Genomic DNA, 20,724 nt, shown 5'->3' with positions numbered 1-20,724 from the left:
GGCAACTCCAGCTGCTGATACCGGCGACCAGTTCATGAAAATGGTATCTGGAGCCATGGCGTACCGATGTCTAGAAGGTAACTCACTGCGCAACGATGATTTCGGTGACGCACGAAGCCTACTCGAAACAGCAAAAGACATTGCAGAAATCGCGGCATTCGAAACCGGAGAATATGCGAACAGTTCTAACTCATTCGACGAACTGGCTCCGCGCTTCGAAACGATGGCACAAGAGCTGTTGGAAGGCGCAAACAGCTGCGGTATCAAGCTAATTTTCAGCCGGGAGGTGGAGTTTGTTCAGTCACGCGAAGGACATTGGGGGACGCGGGCTTTATGGCAATGAACGTCCTGACTATCTACGCGGAGCGGGCTGATGGTGCAACGTCCGCAATGTGGACGTCTATTGACTAGCACCCACACGCCCGGGCAGCCCGTCAGGCTGCTCGGATGTGCAATGGACGCTGAAGTCATCAAATTTTTTGTCAGCGAGCCGACCCGTCGGCGTCGTAGTCGCTGCCTATGACGCTGCTATCGATTTGTGACACTGCGGAAAATCCATCGCGTCCTACAAAACCCACGAGAGCAGAACAGAGTGGATATTTGCGAACAAGGCTGAACAGAACCTTACGTATTCTTCGAGCCTCCTCGGACTCAACGACCATCCACTGCTCATTGAATTCCAGAACCACCACCACCGTAAAGGCGTCGAGTTTCCCCTGACTAACCTCAGCGTAGCCCTGTGCCAAGGCAAATTCAACTGACCGCCGGAACGGCGTTCGCTCAAGTGCCTTGATGAATCTAACTTCATACCCGTGTGCGCCGCCTTCTGTATCCACTCCTAGTATGTCGGGGAAACCTATTGCTTGCGCAGAGTATTCACCCTCTTTTTCTTTCTCCAACCACTCCAAAAAAGCGAACTTTGCCCACTCGCCGGCTTGCTCGACCGGCGAGTTGGGGGCGGATATGCCTTCTCTTTGTCTAGCCCCCCGCTGAATCAGTTCCCGTGTGTGAGATATGCCCTCGACCTGAGTGACTGCTTGCTCCGAGACCTCTGCGCCGAGGTAACTGGCTGCGTGCTTAAGCAACTGGTCTGCGGTGTACATCCAGAAATGTTCCACTTCTGCGACGGCCTTAATCTCGCGAATTAGCTCAGGACGAGGACCAAGAGTTCGGCCATGCTCCTCCCACCACCAGTCCTCCTTTCTATCGGATGTGATGAAAAGAACTAACTTCGTCTTGCTCGCTTTTGTATGGTCGAGAAGCTGACGCCAGATGATGAGGTCGCCGTATTGGCGCTCATACTTTAATCCATCGAAAAGAAAGTGTGCGTCGGCCGGGTTCTTGGCCTTTCCAGCGTCTCGATACCCGGGAGGAATCTTATCGGCGTAGCGTTGTGCTCCGTCTCGCACGAGCGCATCCAGCCCGTCTTGATTCTCCGGCGCCGTGCCTACGCACCCATCACCCAACAGGTCGTCCAGCGCTGTTCGTACCGGGTCATGAGATGAGATATCCATCTGCTCGTTGTGCGCCTTCCTCACTGCTTCGACGATTTTGGCATTCGCTGTCTCGAGTTCCAACAGCATCCCGTCCACGTCGACATCGATGCCCCGCTTCTCCAATTCTAGCCGTTGAAGTTTCTTCCGGGCGTCGTCTACCGTAGCACTAAAGCTGGTCAAAACTTTTTCCGTTTCTGACCGTTCATTCCAAATTGCTGACAGGCGACGCCGTTGGTATTCAAGAGCGACGTGATGCGGAATCCACAGCCGACCCTTGAGTCGCCCCAAGGCCGACAATAGTGCTTCGCGACCCAATTGGGGGAGGCGATAAAGGTCAAGCAGGACATTGGTGTCAAGAACAATCGTACCTTCCAGCCAAAGCTGCGAAAGCTCATCTGCAGTAGGCGGGTAATAGCCTGAAAAGCTCGAGCGCATTTTTATACTCTGGGGTGATTTGGTTGCCGATAGCAACAGCGAGCGGGTAGCCGGAGTAGTCTCGTCGCTACAGCGATATGCGTAAATTTCTTAGGTTGAGCACGGCCTAGGCGGCCCTGTATGGAATCGTGGACGACAGCAGTTTCGGCACAAGCGCTCCTCGTCCGATGCGTTCCAGCATGCGTGCCACAGACAGTCGATGAATATCCGCGGCGGACGTCGGCCCCAAAATAATTTTGTGGACTATTTTATCTATTAACACCGCTTCATCCGCCACGCCCTTAAGGGGTGCGATGTCAAATTTCAACTTCGGCTCAGCACCACGCGGACCGATATGATAGTCGAGCATCTTCGCCAACAATCCCTCTTGGTCTCGATGCTGCATATACACAATCCGCCATTCTTGCTCCTCGTGAAATCCGGAATGTTTTGTGTACAGCGTGAAAATCAGCAGTCTCTCGAACAGTATCCACGAGGCGAACCGTAATTCCTCGTCGGGGACGCTGTGCGCTTGCAGAATCTCAGCAAATGTTGCGATGATGCCGTCTATCCACTCAATGCGCTCGTTGCGGCTCGCGTATTCGACTTTGCCAATGATTAGAGGCGACTCATCCACCTCATTTAGCTCGCTGGTATCGAAGACGATGCATGCACCGTTTCCGTTGGCCCCGTAGCCACGCCACATTGACAGTAGACCGTCATCGTCGTTACGCCGGTGTTGAGCGAAGCAGGCGATATAGACGTCAAACGCGCCCTCCTTCGCAAAGCCATCAAAAAGATTCTCCAAGAGGTTCTTGAAGTCGTTGTAACGGGACTGCGAACCCAAGGCGACTTTCAACTGCTCGTTGCTACGGAACCTTTCACGGCCAGTCAGCATGCCGAACCGAAGCTCCTCAAGGTCGTTCATGAGCAACGGATTGGAGAACCAGATTTGGCGATACTTGAGTATCGATTCGAGTGTTGATGTGGAGCAGTAGTGAGAGATGAGCGGCTTGGTCGCCGGAAAATTCTCTCCTCGCACGGTCCGTTCTGACAAGAGCGAACGAATCTCCCGCAATGTGACTTCACTCATGGCCAACCTTCCTAAATTTGCAGGCCGCCCTCCGGCTGCGATTTTGTTAAAGAATGCATCACTCATTGTCAAAAAGCGACGTCCTGGCTCTCGACGGATGCGCCTTCGTCTTCACCTATCGCTGCCTCGTATGCAGTGTGCTGCCGAAAACCATTTATCCAGCATAGCTGGGTCGGCCTCAGTTCGACGCACTATCGCGAAACTTTCCCGATACTGGGTCGCAGCTTCCGTGCTGGTCCAGGAGACTTCGAGGTCCATGTCTTAGGCTGTCTCCCGGAGGTCGGCGAGACCCACGCGGAAGAACTCTTTACGAGGAGTCACCTTGTTCACTTGGGCCTCCACGAACTTGCGATGAAGCGTTTTCTCTAGGACCGGCGCGTTCTCCAACCAAGTCATCGCTTGTACATCGGATGCAAATGAAATGGTAGCGTCGCCCGTTTCCCGAACTCGGTCCACATGCGAAGAGCTCAATCAGCCGCCCTTGCTCTTGAACAGGCGCTCGTGCATCCACCCCTCATTGGTTGCAACCAGCACTGCCTTGTCTCCAGGGGACCCAGTCACATCATGCTGGACTGACGGGTAATCGCTTTTCGCTCCCCGCAGTGAGCCTGACTCTACTGCGACCGTTGTGCTTTCAAATAGCGCGCCTGCCAGACTGCAGATTGAGGCGGAACGCCCTATTGATGTGCTCGGGCAGCGGATGCTTTGACGGCGACCCGAGGCGTGATTGGGCGAGACCTGATTGCTCGCCTGAACCTCTTTTCGACACATTTAGTAATATGGCCCTCGGGACGAACTCGGACTTGCGGTATCTGTCCGTGTGCGGCACGTTAGCGCTTCAGAGTCAGAATTCGGCGACCCGTCGCTGGCTTTGGCTCGACCGAGCGAAGCGCTAAGCGGCCGTGCAGACCAACATACTCATCCCACATTGCACGGCTCACGAAGTTTGTCGTGTGGAGCGCGGGTGACTTGCGAAGCGACTCGAAAAACGAATCGAATGTCTTCCACCCAATCTGTTTGTTTCCTCGATAGCGATTGTTTCCTGCCACGAGCTGGGTCAGCTTTTCTTGCGCCGCGCTGGACAATCCAACGGCCTCGGGACACATGAGGACGGCCTCGCCATCGAGCTCCGAATTTTGCAAAACCGGTTCTGCGGAAAATCGTCCTGACCGTATTCTGAGGGTCTTTTGTTCGCGTGCATCGGCGTAGTCATGCCATTCACCGATTGTGAAGAGGTCAACAACTTTGCCAAGAAAGGCCGACGCTTCTCTCGAGTAGGAGATTATGAGCTCCCGCTTCGCGCGAGTCATTGCCACGTATAATTTGCAGAGCTCCCGGTACGATTCTTCCGCAGGGAGGTGCGGATGCGGAATTGCCGCGGCGGCACAGTTAAGAATAATCATGGAGTCGAACTCAAATCCTTTCGTTTGCTCCAAATCGGACAGAAAGACCTTGCCTGCGACGACGTTGGTGTCCCCATTCAAAACGTCCAGAGAGATTTGCCTCGAAAGGTCCTCAAGCTCGGACTGTGCGAGCCCGCAGACTGCGATGCACGACTTAAACGAGTGATTAACGCTGTCATTGTGTTTAGCATGAAGATGTCCGAGGGCGAACAGTACCTCGTCTTTCAGTGAAGGCGCGGTCAGAAGGAGCGGCGGAGAAGATGAGAAATTGGCGAACTCAGGGTCCAGAATCTCAATCCCTGGAGCAGACGCGAACATATCTTTGTTGCGCTTGAAGAGCTCAGAGGCGGCGTTCAAAATCTCTCGGCTATTACGATAGTTCTTGAGTATAGAATGGGAACGCCCCACGACGTCGATTCCCGCGTCTGAAAGCCGGTGGTACTTTGTGAGGACGCTCTGTGCTGGGTCGCCTGAGAGAAAGATATCGTTCACGTCCGGCCGGACCAAGTTCCGGACAATTTTTAATTCGACGGAGCCGAAGTCCTGCATCTCATCGACCAAGATGCATCGATAGGACGGCTCCAGCTTTTCGAGGTGTTTGTAGAGAGCAGTCGTGAGGCCGAGATAGTCGACCGCGCCGACATCGGTCATTTTCCGCTCCCATGCTACGAGTCCATCGATGACGCACCGGCGGTAGCGTTCTTCCAAAGGAATCGCACGCCCCTCCCGTTCCAAGGCAAGATATTGTTCCCGCTCAGACGGTGCGAGTGCGCTGCGCAAGTAGTCAAACTCCTGGCGGATATAGTCGCAAGGATAGATGCTGCGCACCAGCAGCGTGCGATGTAACGGCGCTAAAACCTTTGCGTCGCGGTTGTTATTCCGTTGTTCGTAATATTCGGCCCAGATGTCATCGATGTACTCGCTAACCGCGAAGGGATTGGTCGCCACCGTCTTGTCGGTGTACAAGAGGTGGTTATGTGGTTCAATCCCAGCCAATTTCTCTCGGCACAGTTCCCAAAATGACTTCACCTCCAAGTTCAGCGGCGTACCGTCGCCCAAGGCCAAGCTTACTAGGTCGTGAATCATCCGTGATAATGCACGATTCAACGTAAGTACCAGTACCTTCTCATTCGGATACAGGCGAGCGAGGCGGATTGCTCGGTGAATCAGCACTGATGTTTTGCCTGACCCGCTGACGCCAGTCAGTTTCGTCGGCCCATTGAAGTCCTTGTTCGCGAATCCACGCTGGCTGGGATGAAGGTACATCATCCACTTCTCGTACGACGCAGTTTTGACGAAATGTTCAAACAGGACGGGGTCAACGTCTTCGACCAACATCACTTCATCGCCGGAGACAGCTGTTTCCAACGCGGCCGGGCTCGCGTTCTCAAGGGGCACTACGCTCCCTTCAAATCGGTCGACACGGGCTTTCGCCTCTTGTACGAATCCACCACGAAGTAGGTCGAACACATCGTAGAGCAGGTCACTCTGTCCGCTAGTCGGAGCCTGGCAGGCAAGCGGAACAAGTTCTTCGTCTGACACAATGGACGAAATGGCCTTCAGTTCGGCCACCAGTTCGGGCGCGAGCCCCACCGTCATGGTTTCGAAGTAGCGCAGCGGCAGTTTTTCCCAAAGTGCTCCGGTAGAGAAATCCGAGACGGTCTGCAATCGGCTTGCGGCGTTCGCTACGCTCTCGGTGACACGTGTCGACTGAATAATCCGCCCATCTTGAGTTTCCTTCAAATGGAAACGCTTTCCTTTGTTTGTTTCCAACCACTCATCGCAGCCTTCATGGTCGCCGGCAAACAGCAAAAGACAGATGCCGTCATGCTGGACGGTAATGAGGCGACAACTGCCTTGAAGGTCGTATTTCGTACAGTGCTGTATCCGCGACTCGCCGTGATTTGTTGTAACCAGGCCCGCAAACACTTCCGCCAGTTCTGTCTTTCTTTGGGATAGTCTGAGGACGCCTATCACTTGAGCGGCAGCTCGTCCGAATTTTCCACCCTTGATAGTCAAGGTTTGCAGAGACTGCATAAAGTCTTTGTCGGTCGCGAACTTCATCTTTGTGGTTTATATTTCAGTTATAGCTGACATCTCGCTAGCCAGAAGAAGTCCGCATGACGCGCGGGGCCTTTTCACCAGCGTAAGTCACGACGCTAAGCCATCGGAAAGCGTCGATGCTTCGGTCATGATGCTCGCAATGAAAGATTCCGGTTTTCACCAATGTCTTTTCGGCACCATAGCGCAAAACTTGAGAAATTCTGCTGAGCGTTGTGCAACGCTTTTGCGCTTCGTCGCAGACGCTAGCTTTTCCGTCCATCATCTCAGAGCAAGGTCATAAGGACTCGCGCGGCCATCCGATGCTCACATAGTAGCGAGCTGTACCGTCGAATTCGGCAATGCACCGCCGCCTGCCCGTGTTGTATTCCCACCACTGCGGTCGCTGCCGCGTACGGCGACGATTGGCGCGAACATGAACGCTGCAACCACGAAGGGCGTGAGCACGATTGCCGGGCGCATCAAGAATAGTGCGGCTATCGGAACCACGTCGGACAACAGCACGTCCGAAGAATACAGCCTTTGAGTGACCGAACTCTAAAAACTCCGCCTTGATAATAACCACGCCACCCTTCACAAGAATGGACACGGCGCACGCGCGGGTCGCCTCAAGGAGCGATGGTCTGTCACCCTGCCAAGCGGCACGTGCAACAGCGAGCTCAACAGTAGAGCGCGCACTTCAAGCGGTCCGGCGCAACGGTCGTTCGCATTTTTTCCCGTGTACCCACAAATCGCTGGTCCACCGGGCACCTGACAACTACGATTAGGTCGTCAACTCGACGCCCGACTTGACCGTGGCCACCGGAGCGGCCGCGGTTACGCTCTTCTGCGGTGTCGCTTTCGCCAAAGGTTTTTTGGCCGAGGCCTTGTTCGCCGACACCTTCGCGCTCGCGGACTTCTTGGCAACAGTTTTCTTCGCCGTCGGGGCTTTCTTGGCAGCAGCCTTTTGCACCGGCTTTTTGTCGGCTGCGGCCGCACCCTCAATTAGGAATTTGGTACGGTCCTTCGCGTTAGCAATCCAAGCCGGCGGGCGTGCACGCCCACTCCACGTCGCGCCAGTCTTTGGGTCACGATAGAGCGCCGGCTGCGGGCCTCTGACGTAGTTGCCAGCCTTCGCGGTCTTCTTGATAGCAGGAGTCGACACTGCGGCGTCGTCTCCGACCAGAAACTTACTGCGGTCCTTCGCGTTTGCTATCCATCGGGGCGTACGGCCGCGCCCTGACCAAGTCGCGCCGGTCTTCGCGTCGCGATAATAAGCTACTGCACTCGGAGCTTTGGCTGCAGCCTTGGCGCCCGGTTTGGGTCCACGTTTTTTGCCGCCAGTGTGCGCATCGATGTCAGCAGTCGTTAGTCCGTGTTCTGCCATCAAGTTTTTAATCTTCTGGATTACAGCACTCGACTTTTTCGCGCGGAGCGCATCGGCTTGCGCCTGCAGCCTCTGGATTTTTGCTTGCAAGGATTCTAAGGTCGCCATTTGTCGTTTCTCCCATTGAACTGCCTGCACTATGCCATGTGGATAAGCGCGTCGGCTAGTTCTGCCTTCCACAGGGCCGACGCGATTCCACGATTGAACGCCCGACGAATAGACATCAGGTTTCTGCAGAACGTATCAGCAGGCAAACCGCCGATGATGCCGCCAGCGTCACGTGCAAACACCCGCAGCGCTGCAAAGTCGTTTATCGCGAGCTCGGCGTTATACGCTCGAAGCTGCGCCAGAACGAAACCGTCGTGCTGCACATCGCGGTCATCCGTCAGTTCAATTCTCATGGTCGCTGCGAGCCTAGCGATTCAGGGCTTTCGGAGACGATTTCGACACGTGACGCTCGATTGTTTCGACGGCGTGCTCAACGGAAACTACGGCTGTGTCGACTACGAGGCGCTCGCAGTTCCACGGGTCGTATTGACGTTCAAGCACGCTTTTCCAGTTCGGGAGCATGTGGTCAGGGATATCGGCCCGTCTTCCCTCCACCCTCTGACGATGCGTCAGCACATCGGAACAGACGATTTCAACTTGCAACGCGGGCGCACCTGCCTGAAGCGCCACATCTGTCCATGCACGACGAGTCACATGCAGTGCATTAACCGAGTCGGCGATGACAGTCAAACCGAGGCGCAGGTTGTCGGCCGCGACTGCATAGGCGGCCATGTAGCCGGCAGGCCCGATAGCAAACTGACCGCCCGCGGACTTTATGAATGCCTGCTCGAAAGTATCGATGCGCAGGTACACTGCGGCGAGCTTGCGGGCAAGCGCTTGCGCTACCGTTGTCTTTCCAGTCCCCGGTAGTCCCGCAAAGGCTATCAGCATCTACTACGCTCCTGACAACGGGGAAAGTCATTCACACTACTAAGTGTGTGGTAGTGAAATCGCTCAAACTACAAGGGCTAAATGAGTTCCGCAACTCGCGCGATGACAAGCGCCGCTGGTACAAGTAAAAACTGCGCAAACAGTGTTCCGAGAACACGCGCCGCGGAAAGTGCCGTAATAGCGCGCCTAAAGCTGTTCTCGGTAATGCGGCCTTCAATGACATCATCCGTCATTACGGAAACTTGCGGGTCGATGACCACTGCGAGCACCACAGTCGCGAAACCGTTAATGACGGAAGACAGGTTTGCGCAGGTCACCCTCAGTTCCGGCTTCATGTAACCTGCGTAGAGTGAGGCAAAAACACCGACCGTCCAAACGGCCATCGCAAATACATTCAGCGCAATCACGGTCCAGGGAACGCCGATACCGGCTGCGAGCTGCGCGACGTTTCGTCCCGAAGGAAAGCGAGCGCCATCGCGCAGATAGTTGATGCCTCCCCGACTGAACACGTGAAGCAGCAGGCGTGGAACCGAACGATGTGTCTGGAAGTGCTCGACGGCGCGGCTGAAGTATCGCTGAAACGTCGGTATCAACAACGTGCCGACAATGGTTGCCACGGTCGCCGTTATCAGAAAAAGACGAAAGTCGCCAAGAAGGCCGTGTTCGAGATGCCAGGCTATGTCGAGCTCCACCCGCTTTGCGACGAATGGGCCTTGAACCGAGTTGGCCGTTCGAGACACGAGGGCGATGATTCCAAAGAGGGAGAACGAAACTGCAATCCGGCGAGTGCGGACGCCGGCGATACGCACCGCATACGCCAACGTTGCAATGACATGGATTACAAATGTAAGTCCACAGATAATCAGCAGTTGAGCGTCCATGGAACCGCTTCGGGAGTTATCGCTAGCTCGACTATACCGGACAGGTGCGGCCACGCGAAACAGCACATTGTTCGCCGCAGATGAGCTTAGTCGGCGAATGGTAGAGCCCTGCAGGCAAATACCTGCCGTGACTGCTATGCGCACATTAACCAGTGCGCACGACTCCGGATATGCCAGCGCGGGGAAGCAGCGCAACATCAAATTAGCATTGCAAGAAGAGCACGTTCCTAAAACCGGGTATCAGCCACCAATTAGGTTAACGTTCTCCATTCTGTCGCTTACAACTAGCTTCGCGGCATTCCTTTTATTTGCTTGACCAATTAGGGCCTCAAATGCTCTTATTGCGAGAGAAAACTTAGTACGCTCAAAAGCAATTCCAATATCACAAGCCGCAAGACGGACGGGGAAGCAAAAATGACAAGAAACACCATGGCGAAGCTTGCGGTGCTTACGGCTCTTGCGTCAGCTCAGTGGGCTGCGGCGCAGACAATTCCGCTTCCCGACTTGGGATTCAAACTGGGAGACGACCTGTCGACGGCGAAGACCGCACTGAAGACAACTGCGGAGACTGAGCCGATGGTAAGAAACGCTGCTCTACCCCCCGGTATCCCTGACCCAAACAAGGGTAGGTCTGTCCTGCATCTTCGAACAAAAGGCGTTTGGGCATTCTTCAATGCGGCCGGAACTGTGGAGTCGATTCGCATCGACGCACCTTTCAGTGGCAACGTTCTTGGCATCAAACTGGGCGACGACGCACGGAAGATTACGTCCAGGCTCGGCAATCCTATCAAGAAGCCTTACCCCGCATTTTTTGTCATGCAGGGATATCAGTACGCGCTGGACGACTCTGCGTACGCGACGTTTGATGTGAATGACGACGGAGTTCAGGTCATTTTGATATCCAGATAGCCTCGGGACTGCGAGCAGTGTCTTCGTAGCATGGAACGACCGGCACAGCGTTGTCTGGATTACCCGGCGCGCAGTACCGCTCTGAAACTCGCCGCAACCGCTACTGACAATGCGGGGTAGCCGGCCACTGGAGGAGCTATGCAAACCAGCTTGCGTACGTTGTCCAAGCTTGTGAGCGTCATGATTCTTTTGCATTTGCCCGTTGCTGACGCTGCGGAATCGGACCCAATTGCGACCGATTTGCACGAAACCGTCGTCGCGGTACCAACAACAGAAAAGGGCCTTTTCGGCATAGGCCAGCGTGAGCTGGTCGCTACGACCTACATGCCAGATGGGCCCGGCCCGTTTCCCCTCATCGTTCTCAGCCATGGCAATCCGCCCAATGCGCATGACAGGATAAAGATTGGGCGATATCGCAAGCTCGCGCAGATTCGCGAGTTTATCCGCATGGGATTCACCGTTATTGTTCCAATACGACGTGGATATGGAGCCACCGGTGGTACGTTTGCCGAGGACACTGGCTCCTGCCGTGCGCCCGATTTCGAAGCGGCCGGAGCTGAGGCGGCGAAGGACCTGCTAGCTACCGTCAACTTTGCAGACACACTCCCGCAAGTCGACCGGGAGCGAGTGATTCTGGTTGGCCAATCCGCAGGTGGGTTCGCGTCACTAGCTGCGGCAAGCTACGCTCCCAAAGGTCTAATCGCGGTGGTCAATTTCTCGGGCGGGCGCGGCGGCCGTCCCGCTACGCATCCCGGAGAGCCGTGTGCGCCGGAAAGAATGGCCGACGCAATCGGCCATTTTGCAGCCACGACACGTGTTCCAGTGCTCTGGCACTACGTACAAAACGACATGTATTTTTCACCTGATGTCGTTCGAACGTGGTTCGACGCCTTCCAGGCGGCGGGCGGAACTGGGCAGCTCGTGATTGAGCAACCATTTGGCCGCGACGGACACGGGATGTTCGCTGTTGACAGCGCCATTCCAATATGGGAACCAGGCTTTGAAAAGTTTGTGTCTTCCGTGTTGCCATCAATCGACGGTCACGATAGTGATGCACCGAGCCGCGGCAGGCAAGCCGCCCAATACTGACAGACCCCGCCGAAGAATTTACTTCACGAAACCTATGACATCAGATTGGATTTCGAAGTTTGCTGTGATTGTCACGCTTTTCTTTCCGCTTGCATCACACGCCGACTGGACAGAACTCGGTGCGCAGTACAGGTGCGACGCGCGTCGGTCGCTGGTAAGTTTCATGGCGTATGAGCAGAACAGCTCTGACTATCGAACCGCTGTACCCCGCGGCTACAGAGTCTTACCCACGGGAGATTACACTCTTACTTGCCGTACTCAAACCGGGACAATTCGCAGCACCTTGCGTATCTTGCCTGCAAGCCCCGGCGAGTGCATGGGCTCCGGCGCTGTGTTAATCAGCGCAATCGTTACCAGAGGAAAAAACATTATAGCCGGCGAAAGTACGCGCCTAAATTTCCAGTGCGTCTTCAGCGATTACTATCTGTCGCGTCTAAATGTGAAGCTACTGAAGCAGTCTGCAGTCGTGACCCGCTGCATCAGCCATGTATTCCGAACGACCAATGAGCTCGGCTGTGCCGATGAGTCAGTAGCGCTTCCATGACATATTCCGCAGACAGCGACGGTGCTTCGCAAGATGCTCAATTCTCGAACTCATCCGGGACGTCGTCGCATGCTGGCCGCAAGTGCACTTCGCTCCATTTGCCGACGCAGGTTGACCAGCGATGCTCCGGCCCCGTTCGTGGCAACGCAGCGTGTCGTCCCACTCACTAAGGGCGATATTTTCAGGCTTAACCGCCTTCCTGGACACTAGCGATGAACCTCTCAAACAGAGAAGGGACTCTTGACGTTTGTATCGTTCGGTCTATGGTTGATGCGCGGAGCATCGGCCAAATTGTCGAGAGCGAGTTTCCGATTGGTCCAATTGAAGACTGCAGTCTCCTCCGCCGCGGCTTTAACGACGTCTACGAGGTCCGACTCGCCAATGGCGGCCGTCGTGTTGCTCGGCTGAGCGCATTGCGTTCGCGTGGGCAGGCGAATATTGCATTCGAGCTTTCCTTGCTGGAGCACCTGAAAGCCAACGGCGTTGCTGTCGCCGCTTCTTATAAAACCCGGAGCCACACGTTTGCAGCGGAGATTCCCGCACCGGAAGGCAAACGCGCGCTCGTGCTCTTCGACTATCTCGAAGGTGACCCAGCTGGCGACGATGCGGATAACGTGCGCTCGACCGGCGCAGAGTTGGCGAGAATCCATGTTGCCGCGTGCACCTATGACGGCCCCGCGAGTAGATATACGCTGGACGCCGGCCACTTGATTTCGAAACCGCTCGCACGCATCGAAGCGCTCCGGCACCTAGATTCGGCACTCAAGGCCGACTTTACAGACGCTGCCGCCGCACTTGCCGATAGCATTCTGGGAGCCGCGCTCACGAAGGTCGTATGCCACGGTGACTGCCATGGCGGCAACACGCTGGTCAGCGAGAGTGCTGATGGCCATCGCAGAGCATGGTTCTTCGACTTCGACGACAGCGGGCCAGGTTACCTGGCTTACGACCTGGCCGTGTATCTCTGGGGCAGGTTGCTGCAAGGTAATTTGAGCGAGCCGGACGAAAAGGTTGGCGTAATGTGGAACGCCTTTCTCGATGGTTATCGGTCGGTCGCTGACATCGCGGAGCCCGACCTCGATGCAATCTACACTTTCGTAGCAATACGCCAGCTCTGGTTATTGGGTGAATACGCCAGCCACGCCACGTACGTCGGGACTCAGAATTTACCCAACAATTGGTTTCGCATGATGTTTCAACTACTCGAGAAATGGCAGGCGCTATCGAAACAGGTAACAGGCGGGTAGCTTCACCGTTCTTGCGTCCGTCAGTCAGTACTCGGATGGCGGAGATTCCTTTGCCGTTTTTCGTCCGTATGGCTAGGAAGTCGCTTGTGACCCGCATGGGCTTTTCATGACTGTTCGCTCAACAGACGCAGCCTCCGCGCTTGCCTTGGAAGCACAACGTAAAGAGCAGCCGCTATCTGAGTGAGGAAGACGACAAAGTGGGCCGGTAGGCCGTAATGCGTACCGCGAAACGGCGAAATTAGCAGATTCAGTGGTATTCCTGTAACCACGGACCATCCCGCCGTTGTCAGGCCGACCATAACCGCCTGCCAGAACGTCAGACGCTCGGGTGCAACTAGCCCCTGCACAGCAAAACCTCGGCGCGCCGTGTATCCAATCAACGGGAGAGAGGCGAAGAAACAGATTGGCAGGACAACCGCCAATGCGGCCAATACGGAGGCGAGCCAATGATGGTGCGGGCGCTCGCGCGTGAATACCCATGTGGCGGCGAGCCCGAGACCGAGGCCCCAGAGTGGCAATGTGAATAGCAACTGCCGCCATAGGCATGACCACCAGACGGCCAGGCGTTGGCGAAGGTTCATAGCTGGCAGCATCCGAAACATAGTCGCTCCCTCCGGTTTGTTACTTTCTCTGCGACTCTCAGGTCAACAATGTTCCGGTTGCCTGCGATGCCACGAGTTTCGGCAAAGGCTCGCATTTGCACTGACTTAGGTCGTTTTCCAGCGCTACCTGCTTGCCCATCACTGTCATCGTTCGGGGTGAGCCGTCGCCGACGATGGGGCCCTCGGCTCCGCAGGTATTGCAAAAAACGGCAGCGCCAAGATAGGCCAACGGACGGCCGTCGAAGGATGAGTCAGCAATGCCCTCTAGCACCAGGCCGTTACGGTCCGTCTTGTCGCCCTTAAGGATGAACCGGCGGTTCATGTATTTGCTTCCCTTTTCTGAATCGAGTTGTCGACAACGCGTCTTATCACGCTTGCCTGACGAGACGCCACGTGACCCAGTGAACACGGCGCTCACCGGAACCGGGCACGCTCGCGAGAACGTCGGGCATGACCTTGCCCTTCGATACCTCGATGCGATGATTTTCGAAGTCTTTCGCTTCCCAAATGCCAGTTACCGGGCAAACGTCACCTGTCCGTACCTCGATTTCCTCCGCGGGTTGGCCGTGGTCCGTTGGCGCGTCCGTCGGCGCATGTTCAAGGAAATATTCAGATTCGTCGGGAATGACACCGTCCTTGTATCGGGTGTCTTCCCACACGAGCCGCCAATGGGTGCTGACCTTGTCTACCTTGCCTGTCGCCGCATGAACTTCTCCCGTTATCGTGGGCGCTCGCGTGCCAGCTACGAGATAGTTAAAGCAGCCCTCATTCGTTTCTCTTTTTGCGCCGAAAGCGATAACCCCAAGTACTTTCTCGCGACTTATTGCTACCGGCTCCCAAATCCCATCGACCGGAACTTCCTGACCGGAGCGCACAATCTGCTCCGTACCCGGAGGCACTTCTGGCAAGTTGCTTGGAAACACCGGATAGGGGAGCTGGTAGAACTCGTACTTATAAGCGTCTGGGTTCAATAGTCCGCCGGGCGATGTCCAGTGTGCCGATAGATGCGGAAGATATGGCACCTCGAGAGGAGACTGCTCGCCGTGATACTCTGAAGCGCGCATCAGGCGATTTAGCGCCTCCACCTTAGGCGGATAAGGAGCCTCCTGCTGACCGCGCTCCCAATAACGGGGGTCTGTAAAGAAGTAGCTCGTGACAGTATAGTAATTCGTAATTGCCGACCGAAATGGTTGGCCTTCGCGCCAGACGAAACGTCGGCCTTTCGCCAACTCGTCCAAACCTTTGTTATAGAGACTTAACATCTCGTAGATGGTTGGGAGCAGGTCCGCAGACATCTGCTCCGGGTCGCTCTTTGGCCACGTCTTGACCGCCTTGTCGTAGGCATTCGTAGACGTTTCCCATGCGTCTCGCTTTCGCGCCCAGAGCGAATAGCTGCTCAACCTCTTCAGTAACCTGAATACTTGACGTCGTGTACTGTCGTCCTGCATATCGTACTGCGTCACCAGATAGCTCACTGCGCTCGCTCCTCGTTCGCGCTTTCAACGCGTAGGCCAGCTGTCGCCTTGGCATTTGTCACTTTTGTCTGAATTTCGTCACTTGCCAGTCTCCTCGTTTTCACCGCACCGTGAGTAGTCGAGGAGAACTTGCTATAGCCATACACATCTTCGACGTTTGTCCAATGGGTAGGAAAAAACTCCATGCGCACTCCGTCTATCATCATCGATTCTGCTTTCTCCGTTTCTTTCACGCGTTCATCAACGACGTTAATGTGCTCGGCAAATTTTCCAATATCAATGACAAGCTGGTGCGCGCGCCCCAGCAATGTGACTGCGGTCAGATTCCCACGATGTTCTCGTGAAACCAGTCGTTGAACGTGTCGAACCCTTGCACAGTTAATCCAAGTCGATTGGAGTTCTCGCAGGCACGCACCAGCATCCAGCACGCGGCTTCCTCAAGGTCCGCACGAAATGCGGCTCGTCGGCGCTGTCAAAGTGCCGCAGCGCGTTGAAAACTCGGTTCTCCGTTTCGGCAAAATTCTGTTTGGTCAGCGGCTGTCCGTGAAGCTGCATATGCACCAAGGCTAACAGGTCGAACTCCCAGTCCAGCACTGCCTGCTCACCTCTGTGCCGCAATGCCTGCCCAAGCACACGCTCGGCAGCGCCAGACAACGTGATGGCCGAAGCGAAGCTTCGATGCTCGAGGAACAGCACTAGGGCTGACTCGAGCTGCTCGCGCGCGACGTCAATCCGGTTGCAAGTTTGCGAGGTCATCAAGGAGTTCCTCAGGATGTACGGGAGACGATACGGTCATTATGCGAATGCTGCGGCGTCAATCCGCCAGCGGTTGCAGAACTTCGCTTCTGGTGACCGCAGCGTCGGAGCCGGAAGCGATGCCAGTCCAACGACTTTTACTTCGTAAGTCGCCAACCTGGCGCCAGATTGCGGTGCTCGCGAATCACGTTTTGGGCAATGCCTAATGCAGCGACGCCCTCCAGTCCGTTCGTCGAGCGTTTTGGCGTGGGCGCACTTGCGAACCGACAGCCGCTGATTGCAGTATCGGTAAAACGCGTTGCCGACGGATGGGCGAGTGTTCGGAACGGTTCGTCAACCCGGTGACGAACATAGTGGGTCGCAGCACACAGGACCAGCTTTGAGACCAGGGAGCCGCCGTGTATTATTGTTCTCGATTTGCCGTGCGGCTCCAAGGCCTAGTGCAATTCAATCGTTGCTTGGCATAGTTGCAGTTTGTGTTGACCGCGTTGCCAAAGCGCGATGACGTACAGACGCTCGGGCTGATGGAAGCGTTGCAGCTTCGGCCCCCGCGGGGGCACGCATTTTAATGCGACGCTGGTCATGCAACCGAGTGCCGCCCCGGGCGGCACGGCAGACGGCAAATGTCTCAAAGACATCGCGAATGTCAGTGCATCCATATCAAACTTTGGGCTTACAGATGCGCCATGTCTATCTTGACCACAACTTCGTCACGCGACAGCAAATGGCGTTCGGCCGTTGTGGCAATAGTGGTGCGAGTTCGAACCGTCATCACGCGCGCTCCGCGTCGTGCCTGTCTTGATGTCAACGCTCACACCATCGACAGCTCACTTCGGCTCACGATTCGATTGTGCGGAAAGGACCGCTCTTATGTGAGGCCTGAGTCGCCGTACCTGGAACTGGAACACGAACGTATAACTTAAGTACAAGGTCACGGAAGTAATGATGGTCAGATTGCTACTCGAAATTCTGGGCTCTGCTAGGCGATTGAAAAGAACTGTCGATACTCCGGCGAAGACAAGCCATCCTAAGAAAAGCCGGAACTGGCTGCGGCCTTCCGCGGTCCCCGCGAGCGCCCGCGCAGCCTTCCGTATGACCTCCTTACGCTCTCCGCGAGGAACGGAGGCAAGTTCCGGAACCGAGCTGTACGAGAAGTAGATGTGCATCGTGATGTCCGCTGCGCCAAACGCTCCCTCTATCGCTCTATCGTCACATCATGGACGCGCGACATCGTCAGGCCGTAGTTGTCGATTTCGAACAGCCTGACGGAGATGTTGTAGTCATAGAGAAAGGCTTCTCGAACCTGATACTTTGGTTCATCCGTGCGAGATACTGCCCGGCAACTAACGTCCACCGCATCGCCCGTCAAACCTCGAAACAGCTTTGACGCTGGATATTTCCCGTACGTTTCACATTCGTAGTTACTGACATCGTCAGTTGATGGCTGCGTTGCTGGCATCTGGAACATGCTGTCGGGTTTAGGCACAAAGTTACTTTCGCTCGCCTTCGGAAATTGCGAACGAGGAAACAACTGTGGTGACAAAATTCGAATTCCAGTCCCGACCTCCTGATTCCTCAATCCTGCGAACCCGTACTCTGTCTGAAAGAATCCCCAGACAGTCTGCTTGCCTTCATCAGCACGGCTCAAAAAGCTCGCGACAGTGCCCGAGTCGTCAAGATTCCAGTACGTTTTGCGATACCTACCAGCGACTTCAGGGTGTGAGCGGTTCTCCCACTCTCCTTTTATTACCAACCTCCGGAAACCTAATTGTCGGGTCCTCGGCGGCGGGAGTCGGCTGGCTAGCTCCGCAGGCAACTTGTCTCGCCCAAACTCATCGTTGGCGTAATCGTCCGCTGTCTGCAGGACATGCGCGCTGGCAAGACCATGCCAAGGCGACGATAAGAAATCCCAAGTCGCCACGGTCCTAGCAGGCTCTGGCGCATTAAGAAATGCACGAATTGTTGCCAATGCCGCGATGCACGAATGCTTGCCCTCGAAGATTGCGGGCATGTCTTGCATCTCGCTCGCATCAATCTCTTTGGTCTTTCGGAGTTCCGCCTGGCTGAGCATTTCGACGGTGCTGTCTGCATCCAGCGCCTGAGCGATTGAGTACGATTCCTTCGGACCCTCGACGTGCGCCGTCCTTTGGACGGCGGAATTGACCACCGACAGAAGGGCATCAAGCTGTTTGGCCGACAGGACGTTGGCGCCAACCGGCGGTCCGTCTCCTCCACGCATCTTGCTGCACTCCTCTGCCTTTAATCCCGATATTGCGCTCAGAAGCACACGGAGCAGCGCCTCGCGCTCACGAGGCGATAACGCGGTGCCCAACCGGCGCATCAAGGAACCGCTGCCGCCCGGCTCGCCGCTTGATGACGCCACGACTGTCTGCCACGCCGGGTCTGTTGCAATTTGAATCAACCATCGCTTAATGACTTTTCCAGCGTCGCTGTTTGGCTCAAAACCAGACCGCCTTACCTGCGCATTAAGCATGTCGTCGGCGGGCGCGGGAATGGCAGGCGCTGCAGCTGTCACGGCGTATGGGCGAGCTCCATCCACGGCAACAGCCGCTTGGCCCGACAGAAAAAGACAGACGCCGACGGCGAAAAGTGGGAGCTTGCTCATGGATTGTACTTGGGTGATAGGCGGCGCCGACGAGAGCTACTGATATAAGGTCGTCCGACAGTGATAACCCACATACATGCGGCGCGCTAGTCGGAGAGTTCCTGCAATCTAGGCAGATTTGTCAGCCACCTTGCTTCTTGAACAGTCGCTCGTGCATCCAGCCTTCGTTGGTTGCAACCAGAACCGCCTTGTCTCCAGGGGACCCAGTCACATCATGTGGGACTGATGGGTATGCGGCCTGTATTGCAGGCTGGTTCATCCACGCCGGAGTGTCATCGACCTCGTAGAGGTAGTTGACCTGCGAAATCTTAGTGCCGAACATGTCCGCCGGCTGAGTGAAGTTCTCGACATCCTTCACCTTGTACTTGCCACCACAGAAGGCATCCCAGTTGCCCAAGTTGCCGGCCGCACCCTTGACGAGATACTTCTTGCCCTCGTCGGTTAGCGAGTATTGCACCCCCGGCACCAGCTGATTGCCGAACATAGCCTTGACCTCAGTGTCTTTGGCCGTGAGTAGCCCCGCGCTCACCAGCGCTGCAGCTTTCTCTGGCGCGTTAATGAAGTCCATGCCGCCCGACTTCTGAAGCGTGAAAGGCAATTCTTTGGCGGGCACCATGACGCACACGCCTTTCTTGGTATCAAGATAGTCTTGGATAGCAGACTGGAAGTTGCTCTTATTCGCATCCTGCTTGCTACCGCAGCCAGCCAAAGCCAAAAGACTACAAGTAGCGGCCGCAATAACACTTGCCTTCAACATTCAATCACCCCTATGCGTCATGGATATTTATTTGGTCGCGTTCGACAACGCGCGGCAACGATTATCTCTGTCTTATGTCTCTGCTCCAAGCCGGTTGTGATTATTTCCCCTCAATTTGTTCAACCTGCTCTAAAGGGCTAAAGACTTCAGGCACCGTAGCCGATAACCAGAGGTCACAACTCGTTGAACAGGATTAACTCGTGAAGTTGCATCTTGCTTTGACCGCAATCGCGGTCGCATGCGCCGGTTGCGCAGAGACAGGCGCTGCGTTGCAAAGCCTCAACAACGGACTCGTTCAGGTCAATCAGGCAATGGCGCCGAACGGCAGCGGCACGCCTGCGATGTTTGGACCATCGCTCTCCACCGAGCAGCAGGGACAATTGCGGAACGCGCTCACGGCTTCGCTGTCGTCGCGCGATGCCGCATTCCGCAACGCGGTTGGCTCTGCGCAACCGGTGATGCTTTCAGTCATGTCCAAGGCCGCGTGCTATCAAGACTCAAATGACTCCCGCGTCCTTAGCATGTATACCTCCGCCAGGATTGGCAACGGATACATCCCCAGCCCATGGGTTTCGATGAAGTACGCTCCAAAGAACCGCTGCCTCAGCGTTCTGCGCACGGACTCGTGGACGCAGAAGTCGCTCAACGCTTTTCAGTATCGGACCGTCTACTACAGCCCGGAGAGCGGCGAGAGCCAGGCTCTGTTCTATGAGTTCATAAATCAGGACGGTTCGTGGCTATTGAATAACGCGTACTACTGACCGGACTAACATGGTGCCGACTCTATATCCAGAACACCCCGCAGCTGGTCCGCGCGACAGCGACATTGTTGTCGTATTGGACTCATACCCGTTACCAGCATCGGGCGCAACAGAGCCGTTCGTTGTTGGCAATGAAGGTCAGGTGGCATTGGCATATCGAGTCGCGCCAGTCGACGTGGAGCGATTCGGACTTCCCGCCGATAATAATGAACCATTCTGCGTTCTGCTCTTCCAGAGGGCGGCGTTTCATCGGCTTGGCCCTCCGAACGATGAAGGGTTAGGTAGACATCCGTTGGCGGCTGCGG

At 55.6% G+C, this 20,724-nt stretch carries 19 protein-coding genes; 5 read left to right on the top strand and 14 right to left on the bottom strand.

All coding sequences use genetic code 11. The features are described 5' to 3' along the window. Positions 1-34 precede the first annotated feature (34 nt). On the top strand, positions 35-343 hold the full coding sequence (locus CUJ91_RS34025; protein WP_153067639.1) for a hypothetical protein: 309 nt from the start codon (positions 35-37) through the stop codon (positions 341-343). A gap of 139 nt (positions 344-482) precedes the next feature. Here the strand turns inward: CUJ91_RS34025 and CUJ91_RS18380 are convergent, their stop codons facing one another. The 8 genes from CUJ91_RS18380 to CUJ91_RS18340 form a co-directional block, all read right to left on the bottom strand. Then, the gene (locus tag CUJ91_RS18380; RefSeq protein ID WP_153067638.1) at positions 483-1,931 is read right to left on the bottom strand and encodes a PIN-like domain-containing protein; all 1,449 of its coding nucleotides are present in this window, start codon (positions 1,929-1,931) and stop codon (positions 483-485) included. A 106-nt stretch (positions 1,932-2,037) separates the two neighbouring features. After that, positions 2,038-3,003 carry a DUF2971 domain-containing protein gene (locus CUJ91_RS18375; protein ID WP_161966584.1) on the bottom strand — a complete coding sequence of 322 codons (966 nt, stop codon included), beginning with the start codon at positions 3,001-3,003 and terminating at the stop codon, positions 2,038-2,040. A 261-nt stretch (positions 3,004-3,264) separates the two neighbouring features. Continuing rightward, positions 3,265-3,399, bottom strand: coding sequence for a GIY-YIG nuclease family protein (locus tag CUJ91_RS35205; RefSeq protein ID WP_341868940.1), 135 nt, complete (start codon positions 3,397-3,399; stop codon positions 3,265-3,267). Positions 3,400-3,833: 434 nt separating this feature from the next. Beyond that, on the bottom strand, positions 3,834-6,470 hold the full coding sequence (locus tag CUJ91_RS18360; RefSeq protein ID WP_114156782.1) for a UvrD-helicase domain-containing protein: 2,637 nt from the start codon (positions 6,468-6,470) through the stop codon (positions 3,834-3,836). Between the two features lie 760 nt (positions 6,471-7,230). Then, entirely contained in the window at positions 7,231-7,941 is a 711-nt protein-coding gene (locus tag CUJ91_RS18355; RefSeq protein ID WP_114156781.1) for an H-NS family nucleoid-associated regulatory protein, read from the bottom strand. A 29-nt stretch (positions 7,942-7,970) separates the two neighbouring features. Then, positions 7,971-8,234: a hypothetical protein gene (locus CUJ91_RS18350; protein ID WP_114156780.1), complete on the bottom strand. Its 264-nt coding sequence runs from the start codon at positions 8,232-8,234 to the stop codon at positions 7,971-7,973. Between the two features lie 13 nt (positions 8,235-8,247). Next, positions 8,248-8,772 (bottom strand): P-loop nucleotide/nucleoside kinase family protein, encoded by a 525-nt coding sequence (locus tag CUJ91_RS18345; protein WP_114156779.1) that lies wholly within the window; start codon positions 8,770-8,772, stop codon positions 8,248-8,250. 77 nt (positions 8,773-8,849) lie between these two features. Further along, positions 8,850-9,653, bottom strand: a complete 804-nt coding sequence (locus CUJ91_RS18340; RefSeq protein WP_114156778.1) for a lipid II flippase Amj family protein — start codon at positions 9,651-9,653, stop codon at positions 8,850-8,852. Positions 9,654-10,067: 414 nt separating this feature from the next. Here CUJ91_RS18340 and CUJ91_RS18335 point away from each other — a divergent pair, with 414 nt between their 5' ends. The 3 genes from CUJ91_RS18335 to CUJ91_RS18325 all read left to right on the top strand — a co-directional run bounded on the left by CUJ91_RS18335 (position 10,068) and on the right by CUJ91_RS18325 (position 13,442). Next, a complete protein-coding gene (locus CUJ91_RS18335) occupies positions 10,068-10,562 on the top strand; it encodes a hypothetical protein (protein ID WP_153067637.1) in 495 nt (164 codons plus the stop codon). A 138-nt stretch (positions 10,563-10,700) separates the two neighbouring features. Next, positions 10,701-11,651, top strand: a complete 951-nt coding sequence (locus CUJ91_RS18330; RefSeq protein ID WP_114156776.1) for a dienelactone hydrolase family protein — start codon at positions 10,701-10,703, stop codon at positions 11,649-11,651. A gap of 756 nt (positions 11,652-12,407) precedes the next feature. After that, positions 12,408-13,442: a phosphotransferase enzyme family protein gene (locus tag CUJ91_RS18325; RefSeq protein ID WP_114156775.1), complete on the top strand. Its 1,035-nt coding sequence runs from the start codon at positions 12,408-12,410 to the stop codon at positions 13,440-13,442. Positions 13,443-14,081: 639 nt separating this feature from the next. Here CUJ91_RS18325 and CUJ91_RS18315 read toward each other — a convergent pair. The 6 genes from CUJ91_RS18315 to CUJ91_RS18285 all read right to left on the bottom strand — a co-directional run bounded on the left by CUJ91_RS18315 (position 14,082) and on the right by CUJ91_RS18285 (position 19,658). Further along, positions 14,082-14,366 (bottom strand): PAAR domain-containing protein, encoded by a 285-nt coding sequence (locus CUJ91_RS18315; RefSeq protein ID WP_114156773.1) that lies wholly within the window; start codon positions 14,364-14,366, stop codon positions 14,082-14,084. A gap of 46 nt (positions 14,367-14,412) precedes the next feature. After that, complete coding sequence (locus CUJ91_RS18310) at positions 14,413-15,519, bottom strand: Imm72 family immunity protein (RefSeq protein WP_114156772.1); 1,107 nt, start codon at positions 15,517-15,519, stop codon at positions 14,413-14,415. Beyond that, entirely contained in the window at positions 15,516-15,947 is a 432-nt protein-coding gene (locus tag CUJ91_RS18305; RefSeq protein WP_167450659.1) for a hypothetical protein, read from the bottom strand. Before CUJ91_RS18305 ends, CUJ91_RS18310 begins: the two co-directional genes overlap by 4 nt. Further along, complete coding sequence (locus CUJ91_RS18300) at positions 15,898-16,275, bottom strand: hypothetical protein (RefSeq protein ID WP_244231058.1); 378 nt, start codon at positions 16,273-16,275, stop codon at positions 15,898-15,900. The genes CUJ91_RS18305 and CUJ91_RS18300 overlap by 50 nt, the downstream gene beginning before the upstream one ends. Positions 16,276-17,470: 1,195 nt before the next feature. Next, positions 17,471-18,901 carry a hypothetical protein gene (locus CUJ91_RS18290; protein ID WP_114156769.1) on the bottom strand — a complete coding sequence of 477 codons (1,431 nt, stop codon included), beginning with the start codon at positions 18,899-18,901 and terminating at the stop codon, positions 17,471-17,473. Between the two features lie 121 nt (positions 18,902-19,022). Then, the gene (locus CUJ91_RS18285; RefSeq protein WP_114156768.1) at positions 19,023-19,658 is read right to left on the bottom strand and encodes a hypothetical protein; all 636 of its coding nucleotides are present in this window, start codon (positions 19,656-19,658) and stop codon (positions 19,023-19,025) included. Between the two features lie 200 nt (positions 19,659-19,858). On the opposite strand from CUJ91_RS18285, the gene CUJ91_RS18280 reads away from it, so the two are divergent. Beyond that, complete coding sequence (locus tag CUJ91_RS18280) at positions 19,859-20,419, top strand: hypothetical protein (RefSeq protein WP_114156767.1); 561 nt, start codon at positions 19,859-19,861, stop codon at positions 20,417-20,419. The last annotated feature ends 305 nt before the right edge of the window (positions 20,420-20,724 follow it).

The sequence above is a fragment of the Paraburkholderia graminis genome, from assembly GCF_003330785.1.
GTDB classification, from domain to species: Bacteria; Pseudomonadota; Gammaproteobacteria; order Burkholderiales; family Burkholderiaceae; genus Paraburkholderia; species Paraburkholderia graminis.
The sequence above is the reverse complement of the archived record's forward strand: the minus strand, read 5'-3'. Positions and strand labels throughout refer to the sequence as shown.

What these genes read in the sequence shown, in the direction of transcription:
- CUJ91_RS18380 (WP_153067638.1), bottom strand. Translation starts at nt 1,931, where the DNA reads ATGCGCTCGAGCTTTTCAGGCTATTACCCGCCTACTGCAGATGAGCTT.
- CUJ91_RS18350 (WP_114156780.1), bottom strand. Translation starts at nt 8,234, where the DNA reads ATGAGAATTGAACTGACGGATGACCGCGATGTGCAGCACGACGGTTTC.
- CUJ91_RS18325 (WP_114156775.1), top strand. Translation starts at nt 12,408, where the DNA reads ATGAACCTCTCAAACAGAGAAGGGACTCTTGACGTTTGTATCGTTCGG.
- CUJ91_RS18285 (WP_114156768.1), bottom strand. Translation starts at nt 19,658, where the DNA reads ATGTTGAAGGCAAGTGTTATTGCGGCCGCTACTTGTAGTCTTTTGGCT.
- CUJ91_RS18345 (WP_114156779.1), bottom strand. Translation starts at nt 8,772, where the DNA reads ATGCTGATAGCCTTTGCGGGACTACCGGGGACTGGAAAGACAACGGTA.
- CUJ91_RS18290 (WP_114156769.1), bottom strand. Translation starts at nt 18,901, where the DNA reads ATGAGCAAGCTCCCACTTTTCGCCGTCGGCGTCTGTCTTTTTCTGTCG.
- CUJ91_RS35205 (WP_341868940.1), bottom strand. Translation starts at nt 3,399, where the DNA reads ATGACTTGGTTGGAGAACGCGCCGGTCCTAGAGAAAACGCTTCATCGC.
- CUJ91_RS18360 (WP_114156782.1), bottom strand. Translation starts at nt 6,470, where the DNA reads ATGAAGTTCGCGACCGACAAAGACTTTATGCAGTCTCTGCAAACCTTG.
- CUJ91_RS18315 (WP_114156773.1), bottom strand. Translation starts at nt 14,366, where the DNA reads ATGAACCGCCGGTTCATCCTTAAGGGCGACAAGACGGACCGTAACGGC.
- CUJ91_RS18335 (WP_153067637.1), top strand. Translation starts at nt 10,068, where the DNA reads ATGACAAGAAACACCATGGCGAAGCTTGCGGTGCTTACGGCTCTTGCG.
- CUJ91_RS18330 (WP_114156776.1), top strand. Translation starts at nt 10,701, where the DNA reads ATGCAAACCAGCTTGCGTACGTTGTCCAAGCTTGTGAGCGTCATGATT.
- CUJ91_RS18340 (WP_114156778.1), bottom strand. Translation starts at nt 9,653, where the DNA reads ATGGACGCTCAACTGCTGATTATCTGTGGACTTACATTTGTAATCCAT.
- CUJ91_RS18375 (WP_161966584.1), bottom strand. Translation starts at nt 3,003, where the DNA reads ATGAGTGAAGTCACATTGCGGGAGATTCGTTCGCTCTTGTCAGAACGG.
- CUJ91_RS18355 (WP_114156781.1), bottom strand. Translation starts at nt 7,941, where the DNA reads ATGGCGACCTTAGAATCCTTGCAAGCAAAAATCCAGAGGCTGCAGGCG.
- CUJ91_RS34025 (WP_153067639.1), top strand. Translation starts at nt 35, where the DNA reads ATGAAAATGGTATCTGGAGCCATGGCGTACCGATGTCTAGAAGGTAAC.
- CUJ91_RS18300 (WP_244231058.1), bottom strand. Translation starts at nt 16,275, where the DNA reads ATGACCTCGCAAACTTGCAACCGGATTGACGTCGCGCGCGAGCAGCTC.